Below are 25632 nucleotides of genomic sequence, written 5' to 3'. Positions count from 1 at the left end.
GCTACAGCGTCATGACCTGGGGTCTAATGGGGGGTCCTTTAACAAGTAGGGATGGTGCGCCCTCAGAGGATCCCATCAAGTATCCCCCTGACCTCACGGAGGTTCACCTCTATGAATCTTCTGCTTGAGGGATCTGCAAGTATCTTAAGCTGTTTCTTACCTGTTCTGATGTAGGCCCTCTCAAGTATCTCCTGAATCTCTGATACGTCCATTTCAAGTACTCTTTTAACCCGCTCCCTGTCCATCAGGGACAAGTCAGAGTACTGGCTCATTATCTGGGACCTGAATTTTGCCGCGAGGTTGGTGCCCCTCCCGGCCCAGCGCTTAAGCAGAAATACAGGGACAGCTGTGAAGATATCCAGGGACTGGATAACATCGTCCTCGGTTATTTCCATGGTTTAATCTGTGCTGCTGGTTTTATATAATATTAACCCGTCCTTATCTGGAGGATAGGTTTATATAAGGTGTGTTAGTAATTACTTACATAAGTGATATCATGGTCTCCACAGAGGATAGGATACTGGACGCTGCAAGAAGCCTCTTCATAAGAAAGGGTTACCGGGGGACCACAACAAGGGGGATAGCCGCTGAAGCCGGTGTCAGCGAAGTAACACTCTTCAGAAAGTTCAGATCCAAGAAAAATCTACTGAAAAGGATAATGGATACAAGCAGAAGAAGGGTGTCTGCACTACTCGATGATGTCCTTAATGCAGACAGGGAGCCCCAGGAGGTCATCTATGATGTTATCTCAGGGCTCACAGAGGTCATTGTTAACGAGAAAATGGACCTCCTATTTGTGATGCTGGCTGAGAGAGAACTTGAGGAACACGGATTTGAGGAATGGGAAATTTCAGATTCAACAGGAGAGATGATATACACCTCACTTGAGAATTATTTCAGCAAAATGACAGAAAAAGGAAAGATCCGTGATGTGGATCCTGGAGTCGCCGCAGAACTTATAATAGGTTACATCTCACATGCAAGCCTAAGTTCACACTTCAAATGCCATGAAACCAGACCCCCAAACGAATTCACTGACATCCTGTGGAACGGCTTAAAACCCTGAGGGATGAATAGACTGAAAGGTATCCTTAAAGAAGCCATTCCCTAGGAGGCCTTAATTAAATGGTGGTGTTTTATTGGACGTTGTTCTCATAAACCCTGAGGATCAGACAGCTGTTAAGAATAAACTTGGATTTGTTTTACCTCCCCTCAACCTCATGTACCTTGGAGCAGCCCTTGAGAGGGCCTCCTTCAGTGTGAAGATAATAGACGACGACCTCAGAAGGATGGGGGCAGAGGGTGTTGCACTCCTCGTTGAAAAGCTCAACCCCCTCATCGTTGGGATAACCGCAACCACAGCCACTATAAAGACCTCCCTTGAGTACATAAAGGCCATAAAGAGAGTTCTTCCCGATGTCCTTACGGTTATAGGTGGCCCACACCCCACGTTTCTCCCTCTGGAGACCCTCAGTGATTGCAGGGAGCTTGATGTTGTTGTTATGGGTGAGGGTGAGGAAACCATCGTCGAACTAGCAGAGGGCTATGAAAGGGGGGACAGGGGTGTCCTCGAGGGGGTTAAGGGTATCAGCTACCGCGCCGATGAGCGGCTCAGAACCACACCTCCAAGGCCGCTCATAGAGAACCTCGACGACATCCCTTTTCCTGCAAGGCACCTTGTGCCCTTCAGGGACTATGAAACCTCCAGTCAGGAGGCGGGGGGTATGATAACAAGCCGTGGATGCGTTTACCCCTGCCGCTACTGCTCTTCATCCCTTATAATGGGTAAAAAGTTTCGTTTCAGGAGTCCCGGAAACGTCGTGGATGAGGTTGAGGAACTCACCGAGATCTACGGCCTCCGTGAAATTGCCTTCCTTGATGACACCTTCATGCTGCATCGGCCACGGGCCCGTGAAATAGCAGAGGAGATCAGAAGAAGAGGTCTGGATGTGAGCTTTGTTACATCCTCGAGGGTGGATATGGTTCAGGAGCCACTGCTGAGGACTCTGAGGGAGGCAGGGATGAGCACAGTATACTATGGTGTTGAATCAGGATGTCAGCGCATCCTTGATATGATGAAAAAGGGCATAACAGTTAAGCAGTCAGAGGACGCTGTGAAGGCCGCTAAAAGGGCCGGTTTGGATGTTATAACATCATTCATTCTCGGTTACCCTGGTGAGAGACCCTCTGAGATGGACCGGACCATCGACTTTTCAATAAAACTTGACCCGGACTACAGCCAGTACTCCATACTGACACCCTTCCCTGGCACCCCCATTTACACTGAACTCAAAAGTAAGGGGCTCCTGGAGGAGGACTGGGATCGGTACACCGTTATACAGCCTGTTATAAGGTACGAGAAACTTGGCCTAAGCCGTGAACTTATCCAGAGAAAACTCGTTAAGGCATACCTCAAATTCTATTCAAGGCCCTCATATCTCCTGAAGCACACATACATGATACGTGTATTCTTTGAAACACTGTACAGGACATACATTGAGCCTAAGATCCCCCTGAGAAAAAATTAAAGGCTTAAAAAAGTTTCAGGGCATGACAGGCATCCTGAACACACCCACGTTGATGCCTCCAAGTCCGACACTGTTTATTATCTGAAGTCCTGCTGAACTTCCATAGGAGGGTGTTTCCATTTCAAGGTAACTGGTTGAATTTCTTAAAACGCGGAATCCCTGTGGTTCGAAACCTATCCCTCCGTAATCCACGGATCCAGTGATTCTGATGGCGTATGCCGGGAACAGGGCTATTGATGTTCCCCCCACCGTGACCTGGGTGCTCATATTACCTGTGGGCCTCACACCCTGATCGAGGTCTGCTATGTAGAATCCGCCGGTATTCACATTTAATGATGCGTTCCTGAAGCTCGTATTCCCCAGGAGAACCGTGCCTCCGCCGGCGTACTGGATGGTTGAATTGATGGTGTCCACCCTTGAGTTATTTGCAAGAACCAGTGTAACACCTCCAACCTTGCTCCTGAGGGTTATATTGTAGGTGTACCTGTTTGATAGGAGTATCCTTGCATCACCTGCATCCATCTTAACGTTGAGGTTCAGTGTCTCTCCATCAACGGTATAGTTAACCGCTGGCTTCGCATCTCCAGGGTCGGTTTTCGTCGAGATCATGTAAACGCTATCTGCGTTATCAGCAAATCCAATGTAGGCCCCGCTCGTATTTGATTCCATGTTCACATTTACGTACTTAACACCGGAGACCTCTGCAGATTTCAGGGTGAAGTTTTCAGATACAGTGGCCTCCTCCTGGGTTTTGGGTAGAAGAGAGGCTGTTGATGCCATAATGAACCCTGCAATTAGCACTATGAGGATTATGGCCCCTGCAATGTCAGTTCTATCCATCACAATACCCCCGCAAGCATCATGAGAAGTGTTATTATAATGGCTGGAAGTGCAAATACCGATAGGAACGCCCTTCCATAGCCCATTTCATGTTCAACAGCCACTGCGGCGGCGGCAATCATTACCGTCCAGATGTACATCACCACAAACAGCATTGATGATGTGAAGAATGTCCCGAGAAGTGTCAGGGTCAGGAGGGCGAATATTCCCAACACAAAGGGCGCCGCTGCGAATCCCATCATCTTGAGGGTGCCTGCAAATGTCCCCTTACCCTCGAATACCACGGCAGCGATTATATGTGATATGAGAGCCCATACTATCAGTTTTATGAAGGAGACAATGAGCCCAACCAGTGCAAATAGGATGGGTACCATTATACCAGCGCCCGTTGCAGCGGAAATTAACCCGCCAATCATGTACCCGAGAAAGGCCGAGAGGAACAAGTAGAGGTAAAGGCCCTGGTTTTCAACTCCAAGCTCCTTGACCCTGCTTAACGCCTCCTCAGGTGATGCCAGAACCCCCACAAGGTCCCGGGAAAAGTTCATTATCCTGTTCAAAGCATTAACCTCCCCTTATTATATTCATATGACTGAAATAACATCAGATGCCCAATTTCATTTTTATAATAGACATTCCCCTACCAAGCAGCATAACTAAACTGAATCCTCCGATCACCCCCTGAGCTAATAACATTATTATATTTCCCGCCATTTCTATAAAAACTTGCAGGTTTCAGGAAGAATTATGCTTTTCTGAACGATAATGTTATAATTTGATTCTGAGGGCATGAAATTCAGGAATTCCAGAATTTAATGACACTGATGATTTATTCGAAGCATAAGTTCGCAATAGTATCCTATAACGAAGTCATGTACTTCAGTGACTAGGCTTTCTATGTGGATTAACAGTACATGGAAACGCGCAGTTAGGGTGGAGCCCCGTGCACTGCAAAGTATTTATGATGCCAGAAGACCAACTCTATAATGTGGTCCCCATGGAGTACGGAGAACTCATCAGGATCAAGGAACTCACTATCCTAATACTCATAATCCTTGACATAGTGCTCTTAAGCTACATATCCTTCTACCCCTCAAATCCCGGGACCGTGAATGCCATCAACCAGTTTGACCTTTTCCTCTGCATCATACTCTTCCTGGAATTCTCCATCAACCTCAAAAAGGCCGATGACAGAAAAAGATTCCTAAGGGAGAACTGGATGGATATAGTGGCCTTCATGCCTGTGGATTTCTTCAGGGCCTTCAGATTCATAAGGATCATAAGGGTTGTGAAGGTCCTCGCCCTCTTCAGGAAGTACCTCAAGAAGTTCTTCACATTCCTTGTGGACACACACCTTGACCAGGCACTGGGGATACTCCTCTTTGCAATAGTGGGGGGCACACTCTTCTTTTATATGATGGAATCAGGGGTCAACAGATCCCTCCACGGCCCGCTGGACTCCCTCTGGTACAGCATCACAACCACAATCGTGGGCGAGGTTGTGATCCCCCCAACAACACTCTACGGTAAGGCCATAACCAGCATGCTCATGCTTGTGGGGGTCACCTTCGTGGGTTTCCTCACAGCCTCCCTGGCCTCCTGGTTCGTTAAAAACCCTGAAGAAGAAAAGGAGATCCATGACAGGATAGAAAACATAGAAAAAAGTATAGAGGATCTTAAAAGGGAGATCAGGGAAATAAAGGAGTTACTGCAGGAGAAATGATGCAACTCCATCGCTGAATATACACCGTTACTTTTATACAGAATGTGTCCTTAGCATAAATAAAATAGATAAATCAAACGAGGATAACATGGCAAGATCATCATATATCATCATTGCAGCCATTCTCATATTTGGAGCATACCTCTACGGTGTAACTGCCCTGAGCCCTGTGGAGCCTGTTGGGCGTCTGGGTTTCGTAAAACTGGCAAACCCTGATATGTACCCAGGACACCCACAGTCAAAGGTGCTTGCAGAGTACGCGGCCCAGAGGGGATCAAAGTGTGCCCTTGTGGTCCACTACGCAGGGAGCTCAAACTACAGACACTACAGGGAGGGCAACGTCACCATAATAGAACTCGCATACATCAGTTCAGAGTACAGGACAGACATAGACTGGACCGAGGTCCTCGAATCCTTCATATTTGGAGTGCCTGATGGCAAATACCGTTACAGGGCTGATGGATACGAATTCGACACCCTCGATGAGGCCATGGACTATGTTGAAAGGCTGGCTGCCGAGAAAGGCCAGGAGGGCCCCATGCCCATGGTCTTCCATGGGACCGTCAGGGAGGGTAACGTATTCGTAAACCCTGGCTGTGGCTTCCCCCTCTACGTGCAGATAGTCTGGAAGCAGTACGGGAGACTGGGAGCCTACTATTACATCATAAAGGGCCTTATCCACCCCTACCTCAACAATCCCTACACCGCATATGAGTTAACCCATGCATCCGATCTTCAGAGGCTCTACAACTCAGGTGCCCTGGACTACACAGGCTATGAGTAACCGATCAGGGGTCTCTGAGTTCCTCTAAAAATCTCCTTTTAACCCTCTGGAAGTTCTCAAGTTTTTCATCTGTCAGATATTTGTAGAGGAGCCTCATGCGTGGATTTTCACCTATGTAAGTTCTCTTATCACTTAAGAATGTCCAGAAGAGGGAGTCCCAGACCCTGCACCAGTCACCCCTTACATGGTCACTCATCCTCAGGATGTAGTTCGATGATGATATGTAGGGCTTAGTTGCCATGAGGCCCCCGTCAGCGTACTGGCTCATGCCATAGACGTTGGGGACCATCACCCAGTCGTAGGAGTCTATGAACATCTCCATGAACCAGCGATAAACCTCATCAGGGTCTGTGCCAAGGAGGAGCATGAGGTTACCTATGACCATGAGGCGCTCGATGTGGTGGGTGTATCCACAGGTTAAAACCCTCCTTACTGCGGTATCATAGGGCTCAAGACCTGTTCTGCCATGATAAAGTTTATCTGTCAGTCTTTCACTGTGGTTAAAGAAGTTCCTGGTCCTCTGATATGATCCCCTAAGGATGTAAACTGCCCTTATGAACTCCCTCCAGCCCATGACCTGCCTCACAAATCCCTCAACAGAATTGAGGGGGGCGTCTGCAGATAGCACTGCTTTCAGAACCTCCATGGGTGTTAGGAGGCAGATGTTGAGTGAGGAAGAGAGTACAGAGTGGAAGAGGAACGTCTCATCACGGGATATGAAGTCCTGGTAGCTTCCAAAGTTTCTGAGCCTTTTTTCTGTGAAATCCCTCAAAAATATCCGGGCCTCCCTGTGGGTTGTGGGGTAGTTGAAGTGTTCCATGGAGCCCGGGTTATCAGGGAAGCGCTCAGCCACGTAACCCCGGGCCTCACGCACATAACTGTTTTCAGGCATTTCTATGGGTTTTGGAATATTCATTCCCCGCGGCAGCCTCCTCCTGTTTTCCCTATCAAATGTCCATTTACCGCCCTTAGGCTTGGAGTTTTCCATGAGAATGGAGAGCCTCTTCCTCTCCCTTATGTAGAATGATGTGAGAAAGAACCTGCTATCCCTGAAGTAACTGTCCATGAGCCTCCTTCTGAAGATGAATGGCCCCTCAATCTCAAGGAGTTCTGTACCTGTTTCACTGCAGAGCCGCCTCAATCTCCTCTCAAGTTCATGGTCAAGGAGTTCCATTGTGTAGACCCTCTCATATCCCTCAAGGTGGTCCCTGAGGTACCCCATGTCAGGGTCCGGCGTGTAATCTATGTAGGTGACATTCAGGCCCCTTGATTTCAGGTGGTCATAATAGTAGCGCATGGATGCCCTGTGCAGCAGGAGTTTGTTCTTGTGGAACCTCAGGTTGAATACAGGGTCTCCAAAGAAGAGCTGGTCCTCCACCACAATGAAGTCTGATGTTTTCTCTGCAGCAGGATGATTCTCCATGAGGTGATGTGGGAAGACAACTGCCATAGATTCCCCGGGCATGTATAATATTATGTCAGGAGGTGTCTATAAATCTAAAAGTTTTTTAGGATAGCTTGACATAAACTGTTATGGTGTTTATATGGTTAAGTGGGGAGCTGTCATTACTGGATTCATACTTGCAGTTGTTTTTCCGATCATCCTTAGCCCGTTTATTGACCAGGCCTCTGTCCTTGGCTTGTTCCTTGCGGGTTTTGTTGTTGGCCTCATTGTGAGGGAAGGTGCCACTGGTGGGTTCTGGAATGCCACGGTTGCCGGTGCCTTTGGCGGCATAGTCCTCGCGATTCTCTTAACAATCTTTGGTGCCGTTCTTGGAGGATTCGGAGGATTATTCATCGGAGCATTCGCCGGCGCAGTGCTTGTGTTGGTGCTCCTCTTTGTTTCAATGATCTTCATGGGCATCGGTGGTGCCATAGGGGGTTTCCTTGCCGGTGACTGATCATTAATTTTTTAATCCGTGATGAAGAACTGTGACCATGCTGCCAGATATAATAATTCTCTCCGACTTATTACTATTTTTTAGGTACTCCAGTAATAATAAAGATTTAAATATTATGAGATGGTCTTTATTAAAAGGTGATAGATATGTATGATGTTGGAGACCTTGTGGTGGAAAGACCATCCCTTGGTACCATGACAGATATAAAACTGTTCAGGATACTGAGGTTCATGCCCTACTCCATCATAGGGGAGGGGGCCAACGGTATCCTCTACAAGAGTGGTAAGGACCTTGGACGAAGTATGGGTTTGAAAAACACTGATGAGGCCGTGAAATTCCTCCATGATAACAGGGTCGGTGAGCTTGAGATTCTTGAAGAGAACCCCTACCGCCTTAGGGTTGATGAGTGTCTCAGCTGTGCAGGGCTTCCTGCTTCAGGTAAGGCCCTCTGTCACTTTGAGGGGGGCCTCCTTGCAGGAATACTTGAATCAATGAGCGGGAGACTGGTTGACCTCCGTGAGGTCAGGTGCTGGGGCCTAGGTGACCGTACCTGTGAATTTAGGGAATTTGTTCGATAACCACCACCCCATTTATTTTTTCCTCTCATAATACCTTAGGGTATCGATACAGGTCAGAAATACAGATACCTCTGGAATCAGAGGGCAGCCCGACAGGGTACATTTTATTCCCAGCCCAGATACAGATCCGTCAGAAAACTTATTTTAAAAATAAAAAAGATATAGGACTGTGTAATCTTATTGCTTACCCGGCTGATATCAACCAAGAATCCATCCCATAATCTACATAAGGAGAGTGAGAATGCTAGTAGGTGTTATATCAGATACGCACATCCCTGACAGGGCAGATGAAATCCCTGAGGCAGTATTTGAGGCCTTCAGGGACGTTGAACTTATACTCCACGCCGGTGACCTGACCTCACCGGATGTTCTGAGTGACCTTGAAACCCTTGCACCTGTTGAGTGCGTTCAGGGAAACATGGACCGCCGATATGGTGTAGACAACCCCAGATCAAGGGTATTTGAGATCGGAGCATACAGGGTGGGCCTCATACATGGGGAGGTCTACCCCCGTGGTGATACCCAGCAGCTGAGGTACCTGGGGCTTGAGCTTGGTGCAGATGTCCTCATAAGCGGACATACACATCAGCCCTTCATAACCGAACTTGAGGACATGCTCCTCCTCAACCCTGGAAGTCCTACAGTGCCCCGCCTCACAGATCCAAGCGTCATGATCCTTGAAATTGACGGTGAAAAACTTGATGCCAGGATCATCAGGACAGGGGCGCCTGTCTGCAGATCACTGAACTTCAGGAGGTGACCCCATGGGAAAACGATGGCAGGCTGAAAGGAAAAAGGACCACTACTACAAAAGTGCCAAGAGGGAGAACTACCGCTCAAGGGCATCCTACAAGTTACTGCAGCTCAACAACCGCTACAAACTGATAAGGAAGGGTGACAGGGTCCTTGACCTCGGGGCCGCCCCCGGGGGATGGTCACAGGTCGCCCTTGAGAAGGTAGGTGATGAGGGACTTGTGGTTGCAGTTGACCTCCAGAGGATAAAGGGTTTCCCCGCCGAGAACTTCAGGGCCATAAGGGGGGACTTCACAGACCCTGCGATAAAGGAGAGGATAATTGAGGAGCTTGGTGGAAGGGCAGATGTGGTCATATCAGACGCTGCCCCATCCCTTTCAGGTATAAGGGACATCGATCATCTCCGCTCGGTGGATCTTGTTGAAAATGTCCTTGATATAGCCTACAGGGTCCTTGAAAGGAAGGGGAACATCCTGATCAAGGCATTCCAGGGCCCTGAACTCGATAAAGTCATAAAGGAAATGAAGAAGGATTTCTGGAAACTCAAAACAACAAAACCCGCCTCATCAAGAAAGGCAAGCGCAGAGATGTACATTGTGGGGCAGGACTTCAAGGGTAGAAGGAAATGGGAGAGAATCATCCATTAGGTCGGGCGGAACTTCAAGGAAAAATGGGAGAGAACCCTCAGCCTCACATGAGGACCCTCAGATCATTCAGGGCCTGTGAGGCAACCTGAAGCTGATACCTGGCTGTTTTTATGCGATCATCAACCTCAGATTTTGGTTTGTTTGTCTCCAGAGCACTTTTAACGTCATCAATCGCTGACTTGGCCTTCACAAGCTCTATCTCAGCATTCAGGTACGTCTTTGTCAGGTTATCGTTGTTCCTCTGGTAGACCTCCTTTTTAACCGAGTCATACTGGACCTTCAGTGACGAGTAATCGCTCTGGAGCTTTGCGAGTTCATCGTACTCAGCACCCTTCTCCACACTCCCAGATATGGCATCAGATACCGCATCGACACCTATATATACAAATATCAGTATGGTCCCCGCTATGAGAAGCACTCCCAGAATTGATATGGTCATTGATGTTACCTTAAAGAGGTTTATCCTTGATCTCTTCATGATCTCACCTTACATTCAGTGACTGTGAAAAAAATCTTCATGTTCATAAGGGCTAGTTCACTCACTCAATTAAGGTTTTATAATGTCGTTATAATATACTTTCATGATGAAAACCGTGGATAAGAGCAAGACACTCACAAAATTCGAAGAATTCTTTTCACTCAAGGAGTACAAGGACAGGGTATTTGAGTCCATAGAGAAGTATCCCAACGTCAGATCCATTGAAGTCGACTACCTTGACCTTGAAATGTTCGACCCCGACCTTGCAGACCTTCTAATTGAAAAACCAGACGATGTGATAAGGGCCGCCCAGAAGGCCATAAGGAACATTGATCCCCTGAGGAAGAACGTGGACCTCAACATAAGGTTCAGTGGGGTCAGCAACGTCATACCCCTCAGGGAGCTCCGGAGTAAATTCATAGGTAAATTCGTTGCAGTTGACGGTATTGTTAGGAAGACAGATGAGATAAGACCCAGGATAGTTAAGGCCGTCTTTGAGTGCAGGGGCTGCATGAGGCTCCACGAGGTCAGCCAGTCCACCAACATGATCACAGAGCCATCACTCTGCTCAGAGTGTGGTGGCAGGTCCTTCAGGCTCCTGCAGGACGAATCAGAGTTCCTGGACACCCAGACACTGAAACTCCAGGAGCCACTTGAGAACCTCTCAGGTGGTGAGCAGCCCCGCCAGATAACAGTCGTCCTTGAGGATGACCTGGTTGACACCCTCACCCCCGGGGACATTGTGAGGGTCACAGGTACACTGAGGACAGTCCGCGATGAGAGGACCAGGCGGTTCAAGAACTTCATATACGGAAACTACACCGAGTTCCTTGAACAGGAGTTTGAGGAGCTCCAGATAAGTGAGGAGGACGAGGAAAAAATAAGGGAGCTTGCAGCCGACCCCAACATATACGAGAAGATCATAAGGTCCACCGCACCATCAATACACGGTTACCGTGAGGTAAAGGAGGCCATAGCACTTCAGCTCTTTGGGGGGACCGGGAAGGAGCTCGATGATAAGACCCGCCTCCGTGGGGACATACACATCCTCATAGTCGGGGACCCGGGTATAGGTAAGTCCCAGATGCTCAAGTACGTGTCAAAGCTGGCCCCCAGGGGGATATACACAAGCGGTAAGGGTACCTCAGGGGTTGGGCTCACCGCCGCGGCTGTGAGGGATGAATTCGGTGGATGGTCCCTTGAGGCCGGTGCCCTTGTCCTGGGGGATAAGGGTAACGTCTGTGTGGATGAACTGGATAAGATGCGTGATGAGGACCGTTCAGCCATCCACGAGGCACTGGAGCAGCAGACCATAAGCATAGCCAAGGCAGGTATAATGGCAACCCTCAACTCAAGGTGCTCTGTCCTGGCAGCCGCAAACCCAAAATTCGGGAGATTCGACAGTTACAAATCAATTGCAGAACAGATAGACCTTCCATCAACCATACTGTCACGTTTCGACCTGATATTCGTTGTGGAAGACAAACCCGATGAGGAGAAGGACAGGGAACTTGCAAGGCACATCCTGAAAACACATAAGGAGGACCACACCCCCTTTGAAATAGATCCAGAACTGCTGAGGAAGTACATAGCCTATGCAAGGAAGAATGTGAGGCCAGTGCTGACAGATGAGGCGATGCAGGTCCTTGAGGACTTCTACGTATCAATGAGGGCCAGCGCAGCCGATGAGGACTCGCCGGTCCCCATAACAGCAAGGCAGCTGGAGGCCCTTGTGCGACTCTCAGAGGCCAGTGCAAAGATAAAACTCAAGGAACACGTGGAGGCAGAGGACGCCAGAAAGGCCATAAAGCTGTCCCAGGCATGCCTGAAACAGGTGGGGTACGACCCTGAGACAGGTAAGATAGACATCGACAAGGTTGAGGGGAGAACACCCAAATCTGAGAGGGACAAGTTCCGCCTGCTACTTGAACTCATAAGGGAATACGAGGAGGACTACGGTGGCAGGGCACCCACCAATATTCTTATAACTGAGATGATGGATAGATATAACGTGAGTGAGGAAAAGGTTGAGGAACTGATAAGGATCCTCAAGGACAAGGGCGCAATATTTGAGCCCGCCAGGGGATACCTTAAGGTGGTCTGAATTTTCCATTACACACTTTTTACCGGAGGTATAGATTATGGATGATTACGAAAAATTACTTGAAAGGGCCATAGAGCAGCTGCCCCCAGAGGTATTTGAAACAAAACGTTTCGAGGTTCCAAAGGCGTACTCAGTTATACAGGGAAACAGGACATTCATACAGAACTTCAGGGAGGTCGCAGATGCCCTCAACAGGGACCCCCAGCACCTTCTGAAATTCCTTCTGAGGGAACTGGGTACCGCAGGTAACCTTGAGGGTGGAAGGGCCATACTCCAGGGTAAATTCACCCACTTTCTCATAAACGAGAGGATAGAGGACTACGTCAACAAATTCGTCATATGCCACGAATGCAACAGACCCGATACAAGGATAATCAGGGAGGGGCGGATATCCCTTCTCAAGTGCGAGGCATGCGGTGCCAAGGCGCCCCTCAAGAACGTCTAGAGAAGATAGAGGAGCAGCTATAGAAAATGTTCTGTGTCAGATGCGGTAGTTCTGATTCTGAATTATATGATGGACTATGCAGGGACTGTTTCCTTGAGGACTACACCATCCTCAGCATTCCCTCCAGAATAGAGGTTTATGTGTGCAGCCACTGCCATGCGAAGCTGATAAGTGGCCAGTGGGTGGATGAGGGCCTCCCTGAGGAGGAAATAGTATACCGGGCCCTTGAGGAGAATATCAGCTGGGAACCCCCTGTTGAAAACCCTGAAATCGAACTGGAAATAATACAGCAGAGGGGCACCATCTACCAGTGCCTGGTGGAGGTGGATGCTGAGGTCCTTGGAAGGATGGTGAGCCAGGAGTACGGGGTGGAGGTCCGCCTCACAAACACTGCCTGCCCGGCCTGCAGCAAACAGGCATCAGGCTACTACGAGGCTGTGATACAGTTAAGGGCCGATGGAAGGGAACTGGCTGAATCAGAAATAGAAAGGGCCGACCTCACAGTTAAAAGGACCCTCCTGAAGCTCTCAAGGAGGGATAAGCTGGCATACCTCCCCCAGAGGGTTGAGGTGAAGGAGGGGGTCGACTATTACATAGGATCCCATAAATCCGCCAGAAAGGTTGTGAGCGCCCTCAGGGAGGAACTCGGCGGTATTGCCAGTGAGTCACCACGGCTAATGGGGCAGGATAGGTCAAGCGGTAAGGGACTCTACAGGACATGGATATCACTCAGACTCCCTGATTTCAGAAGAGGAGACTTCCTCCTGCACCAGGACCGCATGCTCACGGTCCTTGACCTCAGAAAGCGTGGTGTGGCTGTGAAGGACCTTGAGACCCGTGACGTGAAGAACATACTCTGGGGAGAATACGAAAATATTGACCTCGTTGCGAGGGCCGGTGATGTTAAGACAACCACGGTGACTGCAAGATCCCCTGGAAGGATACAGGTGCTTCACCCCGAAACATTTGAACCCGTGGACCTTGAAGCTGACAGTTACACATCAAAACTTGAGATAGGAGAACAGGTTCCTGTTATAGAAATTAAGAAGAGACTCTACATCATTGATGAGGCGGAGGAATGATCTGATGGATGATACGCTCAACACCATAACCCGTGATGTTCTTGAGGTCATAACACCCGATGAACTGCTGGAGGTCCTTAAGAAGGATGAACCTGTTGTCTACACAGGCTATGAGCCCTCAGGTAAGGTTCATCTGGGACACGCCATAACCATAAGGAAACTGAGGGAAATGCAGGATGCCGGCTTCAGGGTCAAGATACTCCTTGCCGACTACCATGCATACCTCAATGGTAAGGGCAGCATGGAGAGGATAAGGGAGATGGCCGATTACAACAGAAAATGCTTCCTGGCACTTGGACTCTCCCCTGATAGGACCGAGTTCATCCTGGGTTCATCCTTCCAGACGCAGCCAGAGTACACAGACCTGGTATACAGAATGGCCCTCATAACAACACTCCTTCGGGCCAGGAGGAGCATGGCCCAGATAACAAGGGAATCAGAGGACCACAAGGTTGCAGAGGTTATCTACCCCCTCATGCAGGTCATCGACATGGTCTACCTTGATGTGGATGTGGCGCTGGGGGGAATGGAGCAGCGAAAGATACATATGCTGGCACGTGAGAACCTCCCAAGGCTCGGTTTCGATGCACCGGTATGCATACACACCCCACTGCTCCACGGAACCGACGGTTCAGAAAAGATGTCCTCCAGCAAGGGTAACTTCATTGCAGTGGACGACTCCCCCGATGAGATAAGGGAAAAGGTGAAGGGGAGTTACTGTCCCATGGGGGAGGTGGAGGGTAACCCAATCATCGAAATCGTGAAGTACTTTATAATGCCAGAATATGGCAGGATGACCATAAGGCGCCCCGAGAAATTTGGGGGTGACCTTGAACTGGACCTTGACGAACTCCTCAATACCTACTCCAGCGGCGACCTTCACCCGCTGGATCTAAAGAATGCGGTCTCAGATTACCTTATTAACATGCTGGGACCTGTAAGAGACTACATGGAAGGTGTTTAGATGCTGTACGACATGAGACTTCCGCCAGGCATAACACACACAACAATGGCTGAGATAATTGATGAATACGAGGTTGAACTGATACAGACAGACGATGGGCCCGTCTTGAGGGGTGAGCTGGAGGAACTTGAAAGGGCAAGGGAACGTATCCTTGAGTCCATCAGAAAGAGGATAGAGGAACTCGAGAATCCAGGGTCCCAGGAAAAATAAATGCATCCTCCTGAATCTATCTTATCCCATCAGGGCATATTCCAAGATAGGGGGCGATTATCCTCCTTATATCCCTCTGGATGATGTTGAGCCCCCTTGCTGCATCAACAATGTAAAATTCATTTTTATCGGCGAGTTCAAGGTACCTCTCCCTGACACGTGAAAGAAATGATGGGTCCTCAAATTCATCGGTACCGCCACATCTCTCCATTGCCAGTTCAACATCAAGATCAAGGAGTATGACTATATCAGGTTGTGGTGCAAACCTGTTTATCTCAGAAACCCATTCAGCGGGTTCCTGGTAAACCATGCTGGAATAGTAGCACCTGTCACTCACCACAACACTTCCACTCCACTCCCCCTCAATTTTACTCCTGAGGGTCAGGCGGTCCGCTGCAAAGAGTAATGCCAGTATCCTCTGCCCATCGGGGGTCCTGGCATCTGGACTGGAGAGCATCTCCCTTATGATGCCCCCTATCCTGGAGTCTGTTGGTTCCCTAACATTAAAGACCCTGTATCCGTTTTCCCTGAGCCACTCCGCGGTGAGTACGGAATGTGTTGTCTTACCTGACCCATCAATTCCCTCAAAGCATATGTACATAGAGATTAATCTATCGGCGAAGGTAAAATATCTTCCCCTATGGGTTGAAATCATGACACGAATCATGACATAACTTTATAATGCTTTAGATACAGAATTATAGTATTAATTTTATTATAGAGGTGGAACATGTCAAAAGCCAAGGTCATGGTGGTTGAGGATGAGAGCATAGTTGCCATTGATATAAGCCAGCGCCTTGAATCCCTGGGTTACCAGGTTACAGCCACAGTTTCCACCGGTGAAAAGGCCGTTGAAATGGCTGAAAAAACAAGGCCAGACATCATACTGATGGATATTGTCCTCAAGGGGGACATGGATGGTATAGAGGCTGCCGAGGAGATAACCAAAAGGATGAAGGTTCCCATAATCTATATAACCGCCTATTCCGACGAGGAAACCCTCAAAAGGGCCAAGATAACAGGGCCCTTTGGATACATAATAAAGCCCTTTGAGGACCGGGAACTCCACAGCGTCATAGAGGTCGCACTCCACAAACACCAGCTGGAGAGGAGGCTTGCAGAGAACGATGAACTCTTCAGGGCCATACTCTCATCAATAAGGGATATACTGTTCACTGCCGACAGCGATGAAAGGCTAACCATGATATCACCCGGGCCGCTTGCAGAATACGGCCTTGATGCAGATGAAGTTCAGGGCGAAAAGGTCAGCGAGGTCTTCGGGGACAGGATTCACAGCGAAATGATTAAAAGGGCACTTAAGGGGGAAACCGTTAGCTATGAGTGGGTCTGGAAGCCCATGGATAACTCTCATTTTGAAACAACCCTATCACCTCTCCGTGATTTTGAGGGCAATATAAATGGGGTTGTGGGTGTCCACAGGGACGTCACCGAAAAGGAAGTTGCAAGAAGGGCTCTTGAAAGGGAGACTGCCATAAACAAAAGCCTTGCAGAGGTATCAAAGAAACTCTTATCCCCCCTTTCACTCGAGGAGATATCTGCGAGCATAATTGAAAGGGCTAAAAAACTGACAGGCAGCAGATACTGCATGGCTGGCTTCTTTGAGTCAGACGGCAGCCTGAGGAATTACTTCCCATCAGAGGAGGTGGGGAAGGAATGTCATCCGGACGCCGAATCCACTGAGATGGGTGGTCTCTGGAACCTTGTGCTCAGGAAAAGGGAACCGGTTCTCGTAAATGACCCCTCCTCACACCCTGAATCCACTGGGGTCCCTGAGGGTCACATTGAAATAAAGAACTTCCTGGCATGCCCCGCTCTACTCAATGGTGAACTTGTGGGAATACTCGCAGTTTCAGGGAAGGATGGGGACTACGATGAAAGGGATCTTGAGGTAATGGAGCGCCTTGCAGATATATATGCAATTGCGATTCACAGAAAAATTGAAGAGGACCGTGTCAGGGCCAGTGAGGAGAAGAACAGGGCCCTTGTACAGAAATTCCTTAAGATAGTTACCGAGGTCCTTGAGGAGATAAAATAAATCCTTATTTTGTTTGGAGGTAACAGTACTTGGAAATCCCTGAACTCCTTGCACCTGCAGGTTCGCCTGATTCCTTCAGGGTCGCCATCAATGCAGGGGCCGATGCCGTCTACCTCTCAGGGAAGGACTTCGGTGCACGGCATTATGCAGAGAACTTCAGCCTGCGGGAAATTCGTGAGGCAGTGGAATACGCCCACCTGCATGACAGAAATGTGTATGTAACTGTCAATACCCTCCTAAGGGACTCTGAACTTTCAGATGTTGCTGAATACCTCCAGGAACTCTCCAGTGCAGGTGCGGACGCTGTGATCATACAGGACCCCGCACTCCTGGTTCTGAGGGATGAGTTATCCCTTGACCTCCCATTCCATGCCTCAACCCAGATGACCGTACACAACAGGGCGGGGATAAGATGGGCTGAGAAGATGGGCCTTGAGAGGGTTATACTTGCAAGGGAGCTCTCCATTGATGAGGTCAGGGCCCTAGCGACTGAATCAAACGTGGAGCTTGAGGTTTTCATACATGGAGCCCTATGCTACAGTTACTCTGGCCAGTGCCTTCTATCCTCATTTATAGGTGGTAGAAGCGGCAACAGGGGCCGGTGCGCCCAGCCATGCAGAAAGAGGTATGAACTCGTTCAGTTAAAACCCTCAAAGAGGAGGGTGCCACTAAGGGAGGAGTACCTCCTATCCACAAGGGACATCTCAGCCTACATGCACCTCAAGGAACTGGTTGAAGCCGGAGTCCGATCCCTGAAGATAGAGGGACGGATGAGGTCCCCTGAATACGTTGCCACCACAGTGAGCGTCTACAGAAGGGCCCTTGATGAGATAAAGAGGGGTGGGTGGAAGCCATCACAGGAGGAGTTTGAGAAGCTAAGGCTTACCTTCAACAGGACACTCACCGGAGGACACCTCTTCAGGGAGAACTTCATGGGACGGGAATACCCAGGTGACAGGGGCCTCCCTGTGGGCCATGTTGAAAGGTACACAGGTGGCAGGGCCCATATAAGGATAACCTCCCGTATAAAGCCAGAACCAGGTGATGGCCTCTTCTTTCAGGGAACAGGTAAAGGAATGTATGTCCATGCCCATAGCTACGATGGCAGCTTACTCTCAGTTCCTTCAGGACCTGTAAAAGAGGGTACACGGGTTTACCTTACAGGGCGGAAGAGCCTCCAGCAATTCACTGAAAAACTCAAAAGATCATCTCCAGGAAAGTGCTGGGATATTGAACTGAAATTCACTGCAGATAAAGAGGGAATGGTGGATCTAACCGCAGAATGGATGATGAATGGGTTGAGGCTCAGGGAATCGGTTGAAACACAGTTTGAGAGGGCCCTCAAAAGACCACTCCAGGGGGATACAATAAAGGACCACCTGCTGAGGGCCGGGGATAAACCATTCAGACTTACCTTAACCGAATTCAGGTACCCTGGGGGGCTATTCTACCCTCTCAGCCGCCTCAACGCCCTCAGAAGGGAACTTCTGATGAGGGTCGAAAGAAGGATACTCAGAGAGAGAAGACCCCACCATCACCATCCAAAGCCTGAATTTGATCACCCTGCCAGGAGACTTCCAGAGGAGCCCTGTATATCCGTCTATGTTGAGGACCTCAAGGCAATGAAATCCGCCCTGAGGGCCGGTGCAGGTAGGGTTTACCTGGAACCCCAGGTTCATGGTGACTTCAGGATCTGTGATGATGACGACATCATAGGTGTTCTGGAGAGGGCCTCTGAGGTTTCATCCAGATACGGTGCTGAAACTGTATGGAAGTGGCCTGACATAACCCATGACTGGCTCCTTGAAAGACTCCTTGAAATTGAAGGGGACCTCTCCATGGACCTCATGGTGGGTGGTTACGGTATCCCTGACCTGATAAACTGTGATGTGAAGGTTTATGGATCACCCGCCCTCAACATTTTCAACAGCCGATCAGCGGCCCTCCTATCAGGCAAGTTCCACCTCCTGACCCTCTCACCTGAACTATCCTGGAAGGACCTTCAGAGGATTCAGGTACCCTCTGAAATAATCGTCCATGGGAACCTCACCGCAATGGTGACCCGGGACAATCTCTGGAAACTTGCACCCCCTGACTTCGATACATCCACCGATTCCAGGTGGGGGATCATGGACAGTAGGGGCGCTGTATTTCCCATAAATCAGCTCCTTGGCTGTGAAACGGTAATCATGAATTCAAGGGAGACCTGCCTCATTGACTTTTTACCCTCCCTTCTTGGTGCGGGCTTCAGGAACTTCTCCATCGACTGCCGTATTCAATCCCCCAGAAGGACCGGGTTACTTGTTGAATCATATGTGAGTGCCCTCCAATCACCTGAAAGGATACTGGATATCAAGGAGCGCATTGTAATGGAAAGTCCCTCAGGGGTAACGGCATCACACTTCAGGAGGGGTCTTGCAGAATAATGGGTCCTTACAGATGCCCACCTGGAATACTTTCCATGTGCACTCTGAATTCATATATATTCCAGTAACTCCTCATAGTGGGTATGATGAAGTCCATGAATTCTGTCGGGGAAGCCCTCACAGATGTCAGCGGGATAGGGGAAAGGCTGGCGCAGAAGATAATAGACGAACTCGGGGGAGAAAAGGAGCTTTTAAAGGCGGTTGAAAACCTTGAAATTGATAGAATCGCATCAATTGAAGGTATAAGTCAGCGCAAGGCCATCGAAATAACCCGTGAACTCCTGGGAAATCCTGTTCCCTCCTTCCTGAAAACTGAAAGGGCTTTTCAGATTTACCAGGAAATAGTTGAGACCATCAGTTCATATGCCCATACCGACTATGCCCGTAACCGGCTAATGCTTCTCCACCCCTCAACAGATACTGATGCCATTAAGAGCCATGTTGAAATGGTCATGGAATCAAAGAAAATGGTCTCTGAACTACCTGTTGAAGATTTAAGGGATCTCCTGAAAAAAATTAAAAGGCCTGAAAACCCCCAGCCCCCATTCAATCCATCAAGGGCCATACTGGTGGAGACAAGAGAGGACTATGATCACATGATAGACATGGGCCTCAACCGTTACCATCCCGTGATAATGAACCCTGAACAGGGCGAACTCGATGAATACGAGCTGATAATCTATGTCTACTCCGAGGGAATGATTGACCTGGAGGACACCTTCAACACGGTGATGGTCACAGCAGATTCAGAGCGACATGAGATTGTGCCGGAGGATGTCCTCGGATACTTCAGGGCGAACATTGACCTCCTGCGCGGTGCCCTTGAAATCAAACGGATTCTGGGTATGGAAACCTGTCTTGATGAGGTCGTCGCAATAATGGATGATCTGGGTAACCTTGAAGAGGAAGAAGTTGACATTGATGAGGCCGTGAACTCTGTGAAGGCATGGGCTGATTCAGAATTAAGGAACCTCATAAAGGATATTGACCTTAAAGGCGAGGAGGTCCTGGCCCTCCTCAATCAGGGCATGACCGGTAAACTGGAGAGGATATTCAATGATGTCCTCAAAAAGGCCTGTGAGATGATAAAGAGAAAGACAGGTGTTGAGTTCGATCCCTTCATAAAATCGTATCCCCTCAAGATCGATCAGCGGGAACTCGAAAGGGTTAAACGTCTTGAATCAGCATCAAGAAATATAAGGAGGTTTGAAAGGAGGGTCGATGCGGCATCAAGGCTCAGTGAACTCAGAGAAGCCGTTGAAAATGAAATAAGGGATCTGATGGAATTTGACTACCGCTTCGCCCTTGGCCTCTTCGCACATGATTACGGGCTCATTGAACCGGAATTCGGTGATGAGATCATCCTCAGGGGGGCACTGCACCTCAACCTTGTTGGATCAGAAGAACCGCAGCGAATTGACTATGAACTGGGTAACCCTGATAATGTTGTGCTCCTCACCGGTGCCAACAGTGGGGGAAAAACAACCCTTCTTGAGACACTTGCCCAGGTGACAATGATGGCCCAGATGGGGCTTCCAGTATGTGCACTTGAGGCCAGGGTAAGGCCAGTTGAGGAGATTCACTTCATCTCAAAGAAGAGGTCCCTGGATGCAGGTGCCTTCGAGTCATTCATAAGGACCTTCACCCCTGTGACAATGAGTGGAAGCTCAAAGCTCATACTTCTCGATGAACTTGAGGCAATAACCGAACTTGATGCCGCAGTGAAGATCATAGCAACCTTCATAGAATTCATAATGGAATCTGAATCCATTGCAGTTATTGTGACCCACATGGCCCGTGAAATACTCAAGTACGTGGATGTGCGGGTTGATGGTATCGAGGCAAGGGGGCTTGATGAGAACTATAATCTCATTGTGGATAGAACACCCAGGATAAACTATCTTGCAAGGAGCACCCCTGAGCTGATCATAAGGATGATATATGAGAAATCAGGTGACGATGAGAGGATGGTTTACCGCAGGATACTTGAAAAGTTTCAGAAAAACGGATAAATCTGAATAATTATATCATTTACCATGATAACCCATCTCAAGGACCATCTCCTGGATCTCAAAAGAGAGCAGAAGGACCTCTATGAGATATTCAACCGCATATACCATGTTGAATGTGGTGAAGGACACCTTAAGGTGAGTGAAAGCCTCAAAGAGAGGTTTGGGACAAAATTTATTGAATCTGCTGAAAATCAAAGGATAATAAGCACATACAACCGCTGGACTGGTGAAGGATCACTTTTTAATTCCATGCGCCTTAAAAAGCCTGCCATGGATACTGAACCCGCCAGAAAGGTTCTTGATGAACTTATCGAGGATAAAAAGAGGTGTGACTTCTGCAAACCAGAACTGTACACACCTGAAGATGATTTCGGACGTGTTGTGGGAAAGCACTCCATTACAGCATCAAACATAGCCAAGTACGATGCATGGAGCGGCCTTCTGATATTCAGAAAACATGACCCCCTTGACTTCACCCTGGAGGAATTCTCAGATTACCTCATAACCGCCTCAGAATGGTTTAAAATGGCAGAGAAATCCTCAGGATTTCATTTTTCCATTCCTGGTATGGAACTGCCTCCCACGGGCAGGGGCATCCCAGATCCACGGCCACATGCAGCTTCTCCTGGGCAGGAGACCCTATGCACGGATTGCATTCCTTGATGATGTCTCCAGGAGATACAGGGAACGTTATGGTTCATCATACCATGATGATGTCTTTTCAGTCCACCAGGCCCTTGGACTTGGTGCTGAAACAGGAGCTGCGTGTGTATATGCAAGTATAACCCCCCTTAAGGAAAAGGAGATCATCATAAACTTTAAGACAGATGCCTCCAGGGATTCTGATCTCCAGAATCACCTCTTCAAGATATTAAGGTGCCTGATAGATGAATGTGGCGTCTACAGCTTCAACATGTCCATGCACCCATTTAATGCAGAAATGGAGATCCCTGGCATCATAAGAATCATAGACCGTGGAAACATTGCATCAGCATCATCTGATATGGGCGGTATGGAACTCTTTGGAAGTTCAGTCATCGGAAGCGACCCCTACATCACATTCAACAGAATTAAAGGTGCCCTTGATGCCTGAGTATTTATTTGATTTTCTTCATGAACTCGAATACCTGAAGAATCCCGGCAGGACAGCTATAATCACTGATATCGACGGTACAATAAGTGAAATAGCACCAACACCCTCTGAAGCCCGCGTAGATGAAGAGATGAGGGATGTTCTCAGGAAAATCTCAGAACGCTACAGTGTACTTGCCTTTATAAGTGGAAGGCCCGTGCATGAGGCACTCAGGATGGTAGGTGTTCCAGAGGCAATATATGTTGGAAACCATGGCCTTGAGTACATTGTAAATGGGAGGTATGAGCGCTTCAGAGAGGTTGAGGAGTACATTCCCCTCATCAAAAAATGTGCCCTTGAACTCAAGGAGAAATCCCCCGATGAGAATATCATATTCGAGGATAAGGGTATCTGCTATTCCATACATTACAGGCAGTGCACTGACCCGGAACTGACAGAGAAAAGGATAATGGATACTCTAAGAGAGATGCCTGAATCCAGAGGAATACGTGTGGATCACGGGAGAATGCTTGTTGAGCTCAAACCCCCAGTGGCGTACAACAAGGGCCTCATAGTACGGAAAATCATAGAGGAATCAGACGTATCATCTGCAGTGTACCTTGGAGACGACGTCACCGATGCCGATGCCTTCAGGGAACTCAGAAAACTAGAATCTGAAATAGGACTCAAAGCTGCATCAGTGATTGTGCTCTCAAAGGAGATACCCGATGAAATAAAGGATTCGGCCTCCTTTTATGTGTCAGGGGTTCCCGAGGTCCTCAAATTTCTTAAATGGCTCTTAAAATAGGTTTATTTCTTAACGTTTCCCAGAGTTTATCTTAAAATAAGTTTATTTATTCATAACATTAAAATAGGTTTATTTCTTAACGTTTCCCAGAGTTTATCTTAAAATAAGTTTATTTATTCATAACATATTATACACTGGCTGAAAATACTTATTAGATGAGGCCAACATAATATTATCCATGACATCTGTGGTTGTCATGGCGGGGGGTAAGGGTACAAGGATAAGACCTTTAACATTTTCAAGACCCAAACCACTTGTACCTGTTGCAAATAGACCCATACTGGATTATATAATTCAGAGGGTCATTGATTCTGGTTACAGTAAGATTATAATGACGCTGGGGTATCTCGAGGACCAGATAAGTTCATATGTCTCCTCAAGGTATCCTGACCTTGATTTCAGGTTTTCATCCGAGAAGAAGCCCCTTGGAACCGCAGGGGGTGTTAGGGCAGCGGCCAGTGATATGGATGAGACCTTTATCGTCCTCAGTGGAGATGTGCTCTTTGACCTTGACCTCCAGCAAATGGTCAGTTTCCACAGAAAGAAGAATGCACTTGTTACCGTGGCCCTCACACCAGTTGATGACCCTTCACATTACGGCATAGCGGTTCTCGATGATGATGGGAGAATAACACGTTTTCATGAGAAACCCAGTCCAGAGGAGGTCTTCAGCAAAATCGCAAATGCGGGCATATACGTCATGGAACCTGAGATCTTTGATTACATACCCGAAGGAAACTCTGACTTTTCAGCTGACATTTTCCCTGTTTTGATAGAGGAGAACAGGGGGGTATATGGATTCGTTTTCAGTGGTTACTGGAATGATGCGGGTAAACCAGATACGTTCCTTAAGGCCAACCATGACACCCTCAATGGTCAGATAACACCCCAGCCTGAAGGTAAACTTTTAAATGAGGTTCCAGGTCGATTTGGAGACATATGGGTGGGTCAGGATGTGGTTATAGGTGAGGGGGTTCGTATAGCTGGACCCGTGGTTATAGGTGATGGTGCAGAGATAGATGATGGGGCATTCGTAGGCAGGGAAACCGTGATTGGACCCGGAGTTTATGTGGGAAGTGACAGCTTCGTGAGGGGTTCTGTTATTTTTGATGGTAGCAGAATTGAGGAAGGCTCCCAGCTTGTAAACTGTGTTATTGATGAATTCTGCGATATCAGAGAGAACTGCATCGTTGAAAGGTGTGCCATTATAGGCCGTGGTGCCCTCCTGGAACCATCAACCATTATCAGGTCCCACTGCAGCGTCAGCAACAACCTCAGGATACTCTCAGGTTCCCTGCTTGACTCAGATTATCCCATCGTGGCTGAACAGTGATTCCAATGGCGAGGTACGTCCAGGATATAAGGGGGTCTGTTAACCGGGACATAGACTGCTCGTTTGCCCTCAACCTTGGGATGTTGATAGGTGACTACGTAAGCTGCAGGCGTGTCCTGATAGGTAGAGATGCACATACACCATCTCAGATGATAAAGAGGGCCATAGGAACAGGATTGATGGCTGCTGGAGTTGATGTTATTGATTTTGGTGTTTCCACGGTCCCTGTTATACATCACCACATGGAGCGGTTTGACAGTCATCTGATGATAAATGTCTCCCGATCCCCACTGAGAGCAGATGAAATAAACATAAAACTCCTCAGCAACCATGAAATTCCGCTTGAACAACGCCCCACAGTTTATGCAGACTGGAATCAGCTTGGAAAGCTTCGATATGTCAATAACTACCTTGACTCCTATATCAAATCCATACTTGAATTCATATCACCCTCTGTAGAAAACCGTGAATTTATGGTGGTCCTGGGTTACGATGAGGGGTCCCCATGGAACATTGAGGCAGATATACTCAACCAGCTCAACTGTCAGACCATAAACATAACATTCAGAGGGTCGCTATTTGGTAAAAACTTTCCCCTTGCGAATGCCTCCAGCATATCCATGATAGCAGATGTTGTGAAGGCAACCGGCGCAGATATGGGGGTTATACTGGATAACGATAGGGACACCATCTTCTTCATAGATGAGAGGGGTGAACTCATAAGGGACCAGACCATACTATCGATTTTCGCAGACCATTACCTGAAATCCTCTGATGGTCCCATTGTGTCCTCGGTGGTTGCATCAAAGTCGCTGGAGAATGTCACCGGAGGACGTCTTATAAGGACATCAGTAAATGATGTCCTCAACAGGGTTTACACAGAGAATGCTG

27 protein-coding genes (1 of these 27 only partly in view) are annotated in these 25632 nt (G+C 48.3%); 21 read left to right on the top strand and 6 right to left on the bottom strand.

Translation table 11 applies throughout. The features are described 5' to 3' along the window. Positions 1-62 precede the first annotated feature (62 nt). Positions 63-395 carry a hypothetical protein gene (locus MTCT_RS08335; protein WP_048176315.1) on the bottom strand — a complete coding sequence of 111 codons (333 nt, stop codon included), beginning with the start codon at positions 393-395 and terminating at the stop codon, positions 63-65. A 101-nt stretch (positions 396-496) separates the two neighbouring features. Here MTCT_RS08335 and MTCT_RS08330 point away from each other — a divergent pair, with 101 nt between their 5' ends. Both MTCT_RS08330 and MTCT_RS08325 read left to right on the top strand, forming a co-directional pair. Beyond that, entirely contained in the window at positions 497-1066 is a 570-nt protein-coding gene (locus MTCT_RS08330; protein ID WP_231855295.1) for a TetR/AcrR family transcriptional regulator, read from the top strand. A 73-nt stretch (positions 1067-1139) separates the two neighbouring features. Continuing rightward, on the top strand, positions 1140-2528 hold the full coding sequence (locus MTCT_RS08325; RefSeq protein ID WP_048176313.1) for a B12-binding domain-containing radical SAM protein: 1389 nt from the start codon (positions 1140-1142) through the stop codon (positions 2526-2528). A gap of 15 nt (positions 2529-2543) precedes the next feature. On the opposite strand, the gene MTCT_RS08320 is transcribed toward MTCT_RS08325, so the two are convergent. Then, positions 2544-3368 (bottom strand): hypothetical protein, encoded by an 825-nt coding sequence (locus tag MTCT_RS08320; RefSeq protein ID WP_048176312.1) that lies wholly within the window; start codon positions 3366-3368, stop codon positions 2544-2546. Then, positions 3368-3925, bottom strand: coding sequence for a YIP1 family protein (locus MTCT_RS08315; RefSeq protein WP_048176310.1), 558 nt, complete (start codon positions 3923-3925; stop codon positions 3368-3370). The genes MTCT_RS08320 and MTCT_RS08315 overlap by 1 nt, the downstream gene beginning before the upstream one ends. 404 nt (positions 3926-4329) lie before the next feature. Between MTCT_RS08315 and MTCT_RS08310 the strand changes: the two genes are divergently transcribed. Both MTCT_RS08310 and MTCT_RS08305 read left to right on the top strand, forming a co-directional pair. Next, entirely contained in the window at positions 4330-5088 is a 759-nt protein-coding gene (locus tag MTCT_RS08310) for an ion transporter (protein ID WP_144245659.1), read from the top strand. Between the two features lie 88 nt (positions 5089-5176). After that, a complete protein-coding gene (locus MTCT_RS08305) occupies positions 5177-5872 on the top strand; it encodes a hypothetical protein (protein ID WP_048176307.1) in 696 nt (231 codons plus the stop codon). Positions 5873-5876: 4 nt separating this feature from the next. Here MTCT_RS08305 and MTCT_RS08300 read toward each other — a convergent pair whose 3' ends face one another. After that, complete coding sequence (locus MTCT_RS08300; protein WP_048176305.1) at positions 5877-7322, bottom strand: cryptochrome/photolyase family protein; 1446 nt, start codon at positions 7320-7322, stop codon at positions 5877-5879. 94 nt (positions 7323-7416) lie between these two features. Here MTCT_RS08300 and MTCT_RS08295 point away from each other — a divergent pair, with 94 nt between their 5' ends. From MTCT_RS08295 to MTCT_RS08280, 4 genes are all read left to right on the top strand, one after another. After that, entirely contained in the window at positions 7417-7773 is a 357-nt protein-coding gene (locus MTCT_RS08295; RefSeq protein ID WP_048176303.1) for a DUF5518 domain-containing protein, read from the top strand. 146 nt (positions 7774-7919) lie between these two features. Beyond that, a complete protein-coding gene (locus tag MTCT_RS08290; RefSeq protein WP_048176302.1) occupies positions 7920-8351 on the top strand; it encodes a DUF2507 domain-containing protein in 432 nt (143 codons plus the stop codon). A 241-nt stretch (positions 8352-8592) separates the two neighbouring features. Beyond that, positions 8593-9111 (top strand): metallophosphoesterase, encoded by a 519-nt coding sequence (locus MTCT_RS08285; RefSeq protein ID WP_048176301.1) that lies wholly within the window; start codon positions 8593-8595, stop codon positions 9109-9111. Positions 9112-9115: 4 nt separating this feature from the next. Continuing rightward, positions 9116-9751, top strand: a complete 636-nt coding sequence (locus MTCT_RS08280) for an RlmE family RNA methyltransferase (protein ID WP_048176299.1) — start codon at positions 9116-9118, stop codon at positions 9749-9751. Positions 9752-9794: 43 nt separating this feature from the next. Here the strand turns inward: MTCT_RS08280 and MTCT_RS08275 are convergent, their stop codons facing one another. Next, positions 9795-10229, bottom strand: a complete 435-nt coding sequence (locus tag MTCT_RS08275; RefSeq protein WP_048176298.1) for a hypothetical protein — start codon at positions 10227-10229, stop codon at positions 9795-9797. Positions 10230-10335: 106 nt separating this feature from the next. On the opposite strand from MTCT_RS08275, the gene mcm reads away from it, so the two are divergent. The 5 genes from mcm to MTCT_RS08250 are packed head-to-tail and all read left to right on the top strand — an operon-like array spanning position 10336 to position 15034. Further along, positions 10336-12333, top strand: a complete 1998-nt coding sequence (gene mcm, locus MTCT_RS08270; RefSeq protein ID WP_048176694.1) for a minichromosome maintenance protein MCM — start codon at positions 10336-10338, stop codon at positions 12331-12333. A 37-nt stretch (positions 12334-12370) separates the two neighbouring features. After that, positions 12371-12778 carry a translation initiation factor IF-2 subunit beta gene (locus MTCT_RS08265; protein WP_013295174.1) on the top strand — a complete coding sequence of 136 codons (408 nt, stop codon included), beginning with the start codon at positions 12371-12373 and terminating at the stop codon, positions 12776-12778. Between the two features lie 26 nt (positions 12779-12804). Then, a complete protein-coding gene (locus MTCT_RS08260) occupies positions 12805-13860 on the top strand; it encodes a 60S ribosomal export protein NMD3 (protein WP_048176296.1) in 1056 nt (351 codons plus the stop codon). A gap of 4 nt (positions 13861-13864) precedes the next feature. Further along, complete coding sequence (locus MTCT_RS08255; protein WP_048176295.1) at positions 13865-14824, top strand: tyrosine--tRNA ligase; 960 nt, start codon at positions 13865-13867, stop codon at positions 14822-14824. After that, positions 14825-15034 (top strand): hypothetical protein, encoded by a 210-nt coding sequence (locus MTCT_RS08250; protein ID WP_013295171.1) that lies wholly within the window; start codon positions 14825-14827, stop codon positions 15032-15034. A gap of 16 nt (positions 15035-15050) precedes the next feature. On the opposite strand, the gene tmk is transcribed toward MTCT_RS08250, so the two are convergent. Then, positions 15051-15635, bottom strand: a complete 585-nt coding sequence (gene tmk / locus MTCT_RS08245; protein ID WP_048176292.1) for a dTMP kinase — start codon at positions 15633-15635, stop codon at positions 15051-15053. A gap of 129 nt (positions 15636-15764) precedes the next feature. On the opposite strand from tmk, the gene MTCT_RS08240 reads away from it, so the two are divergent. The 8 genes from MTCT_RS08240 to MTCT_RS08210 form a co-directional block, all read left to right on the top strand. Then, positions 15765-17090 (top strand): GAF domain-containing protein, encoded by a 1326-nt coding sequence (locus MTCT_RS08240; protein ID WP_048176291.1) that lies wholly within the window; start codon positions 15765-15767, stop codon positions 17088-17090. 29 nt (positions 17091-17119) lie between these two features. Further along, positions 17120-19516, top strand: coding sequence for a U32 family peptidase (locus tag MTCT_RS08235; RefSeq protein WP_048176289.1), 2397 nt, complete (start codon positions 17120-17122; stop codon positions 19514-19516). Positions 19517-19599: 83 nt separating this feature from the next. Next, complete coding sequence (locus tag MTCT_RS08230; protein ID WP_048176287.1) at positions 19600-21528, top strand: endonuclease MutS2; 1929 nt, start codon at positions 19600-19602, stop codon at positions 21526-21528. 24 nt (positions 21529-21552) lie between these two features. Further along, positions 21553-22191, top strand: coding sequence for a hypothetical protein (locus tag MTCT_RS09540; RefSeq protein ID WP_231855294.1), 639 nt, complete (start codon positions 21553-21555; stop codon positions 22189-22191). Beyond that, complete coding sequence (locus MTCT_RS09535; protein ID WP_231855293.1) at positions 22142-22621, top strand: hypothetical protein; 480 nt, start codon at positions 22142-22144, stop codon at positions 22619-22621. The genes MTCT_RS09540 and MTCT_RS09535 overlap by 50 nt, the downstream gene beginning before the upstream one ends. After that, positions 22614-23408 (top strand): trehalose-phosphatase, encoded by a 795-nt coding sequence (gene otsB, locus MTCT_RS08220; RefSeq protein WP_048176286.1) that lies wholly within the window; start codon positions 22614-22616, stop codon positions 23406-23408. Before MTCT_RS09535 ends, otsB begins: the two co-directional genes overlap by 8 nt. 178 nt (positions 23409-23586) lie before the next feature. Then, positions 23587-24741, top strand: a complete 1155-nt coding sequence (locus tag MTCT_RS08215) for an NDP-sugar synthase (protein WP_084126309.1) — start codon at positions 23587-23589, stop codon at positions 24739-24741. 5 nt (positions 24742-24746) lie between these two features. Further along, positions 24747-25632: the 5' portion of a phosphomannomutase gene (locus MTCT_RS08210; protein ID WP_231855292.1), read on the top strand. The gene runs 416 nt beyond the window's last position; the window shows 886 of its 1302 coding nt (coding positions 1-886); the start codon lies at positions 24747-24749; its stop codon lies beyond the right edge, outside the window.

It is taken from the genome of Methanothermobacter sp. CaT2 (assembly GCF_000828575.1).
Taxonomy (GTDB): Archaea; Methanobacteriota; Methanobacteria; order Methanobacteriales; family Methanothermobacteraceae; genus Methanothermobacter.
Note: the sequence above shows the minus strand (reverse complement) of the source record. Positions and strands in the feature narration are given on the sequence as shown.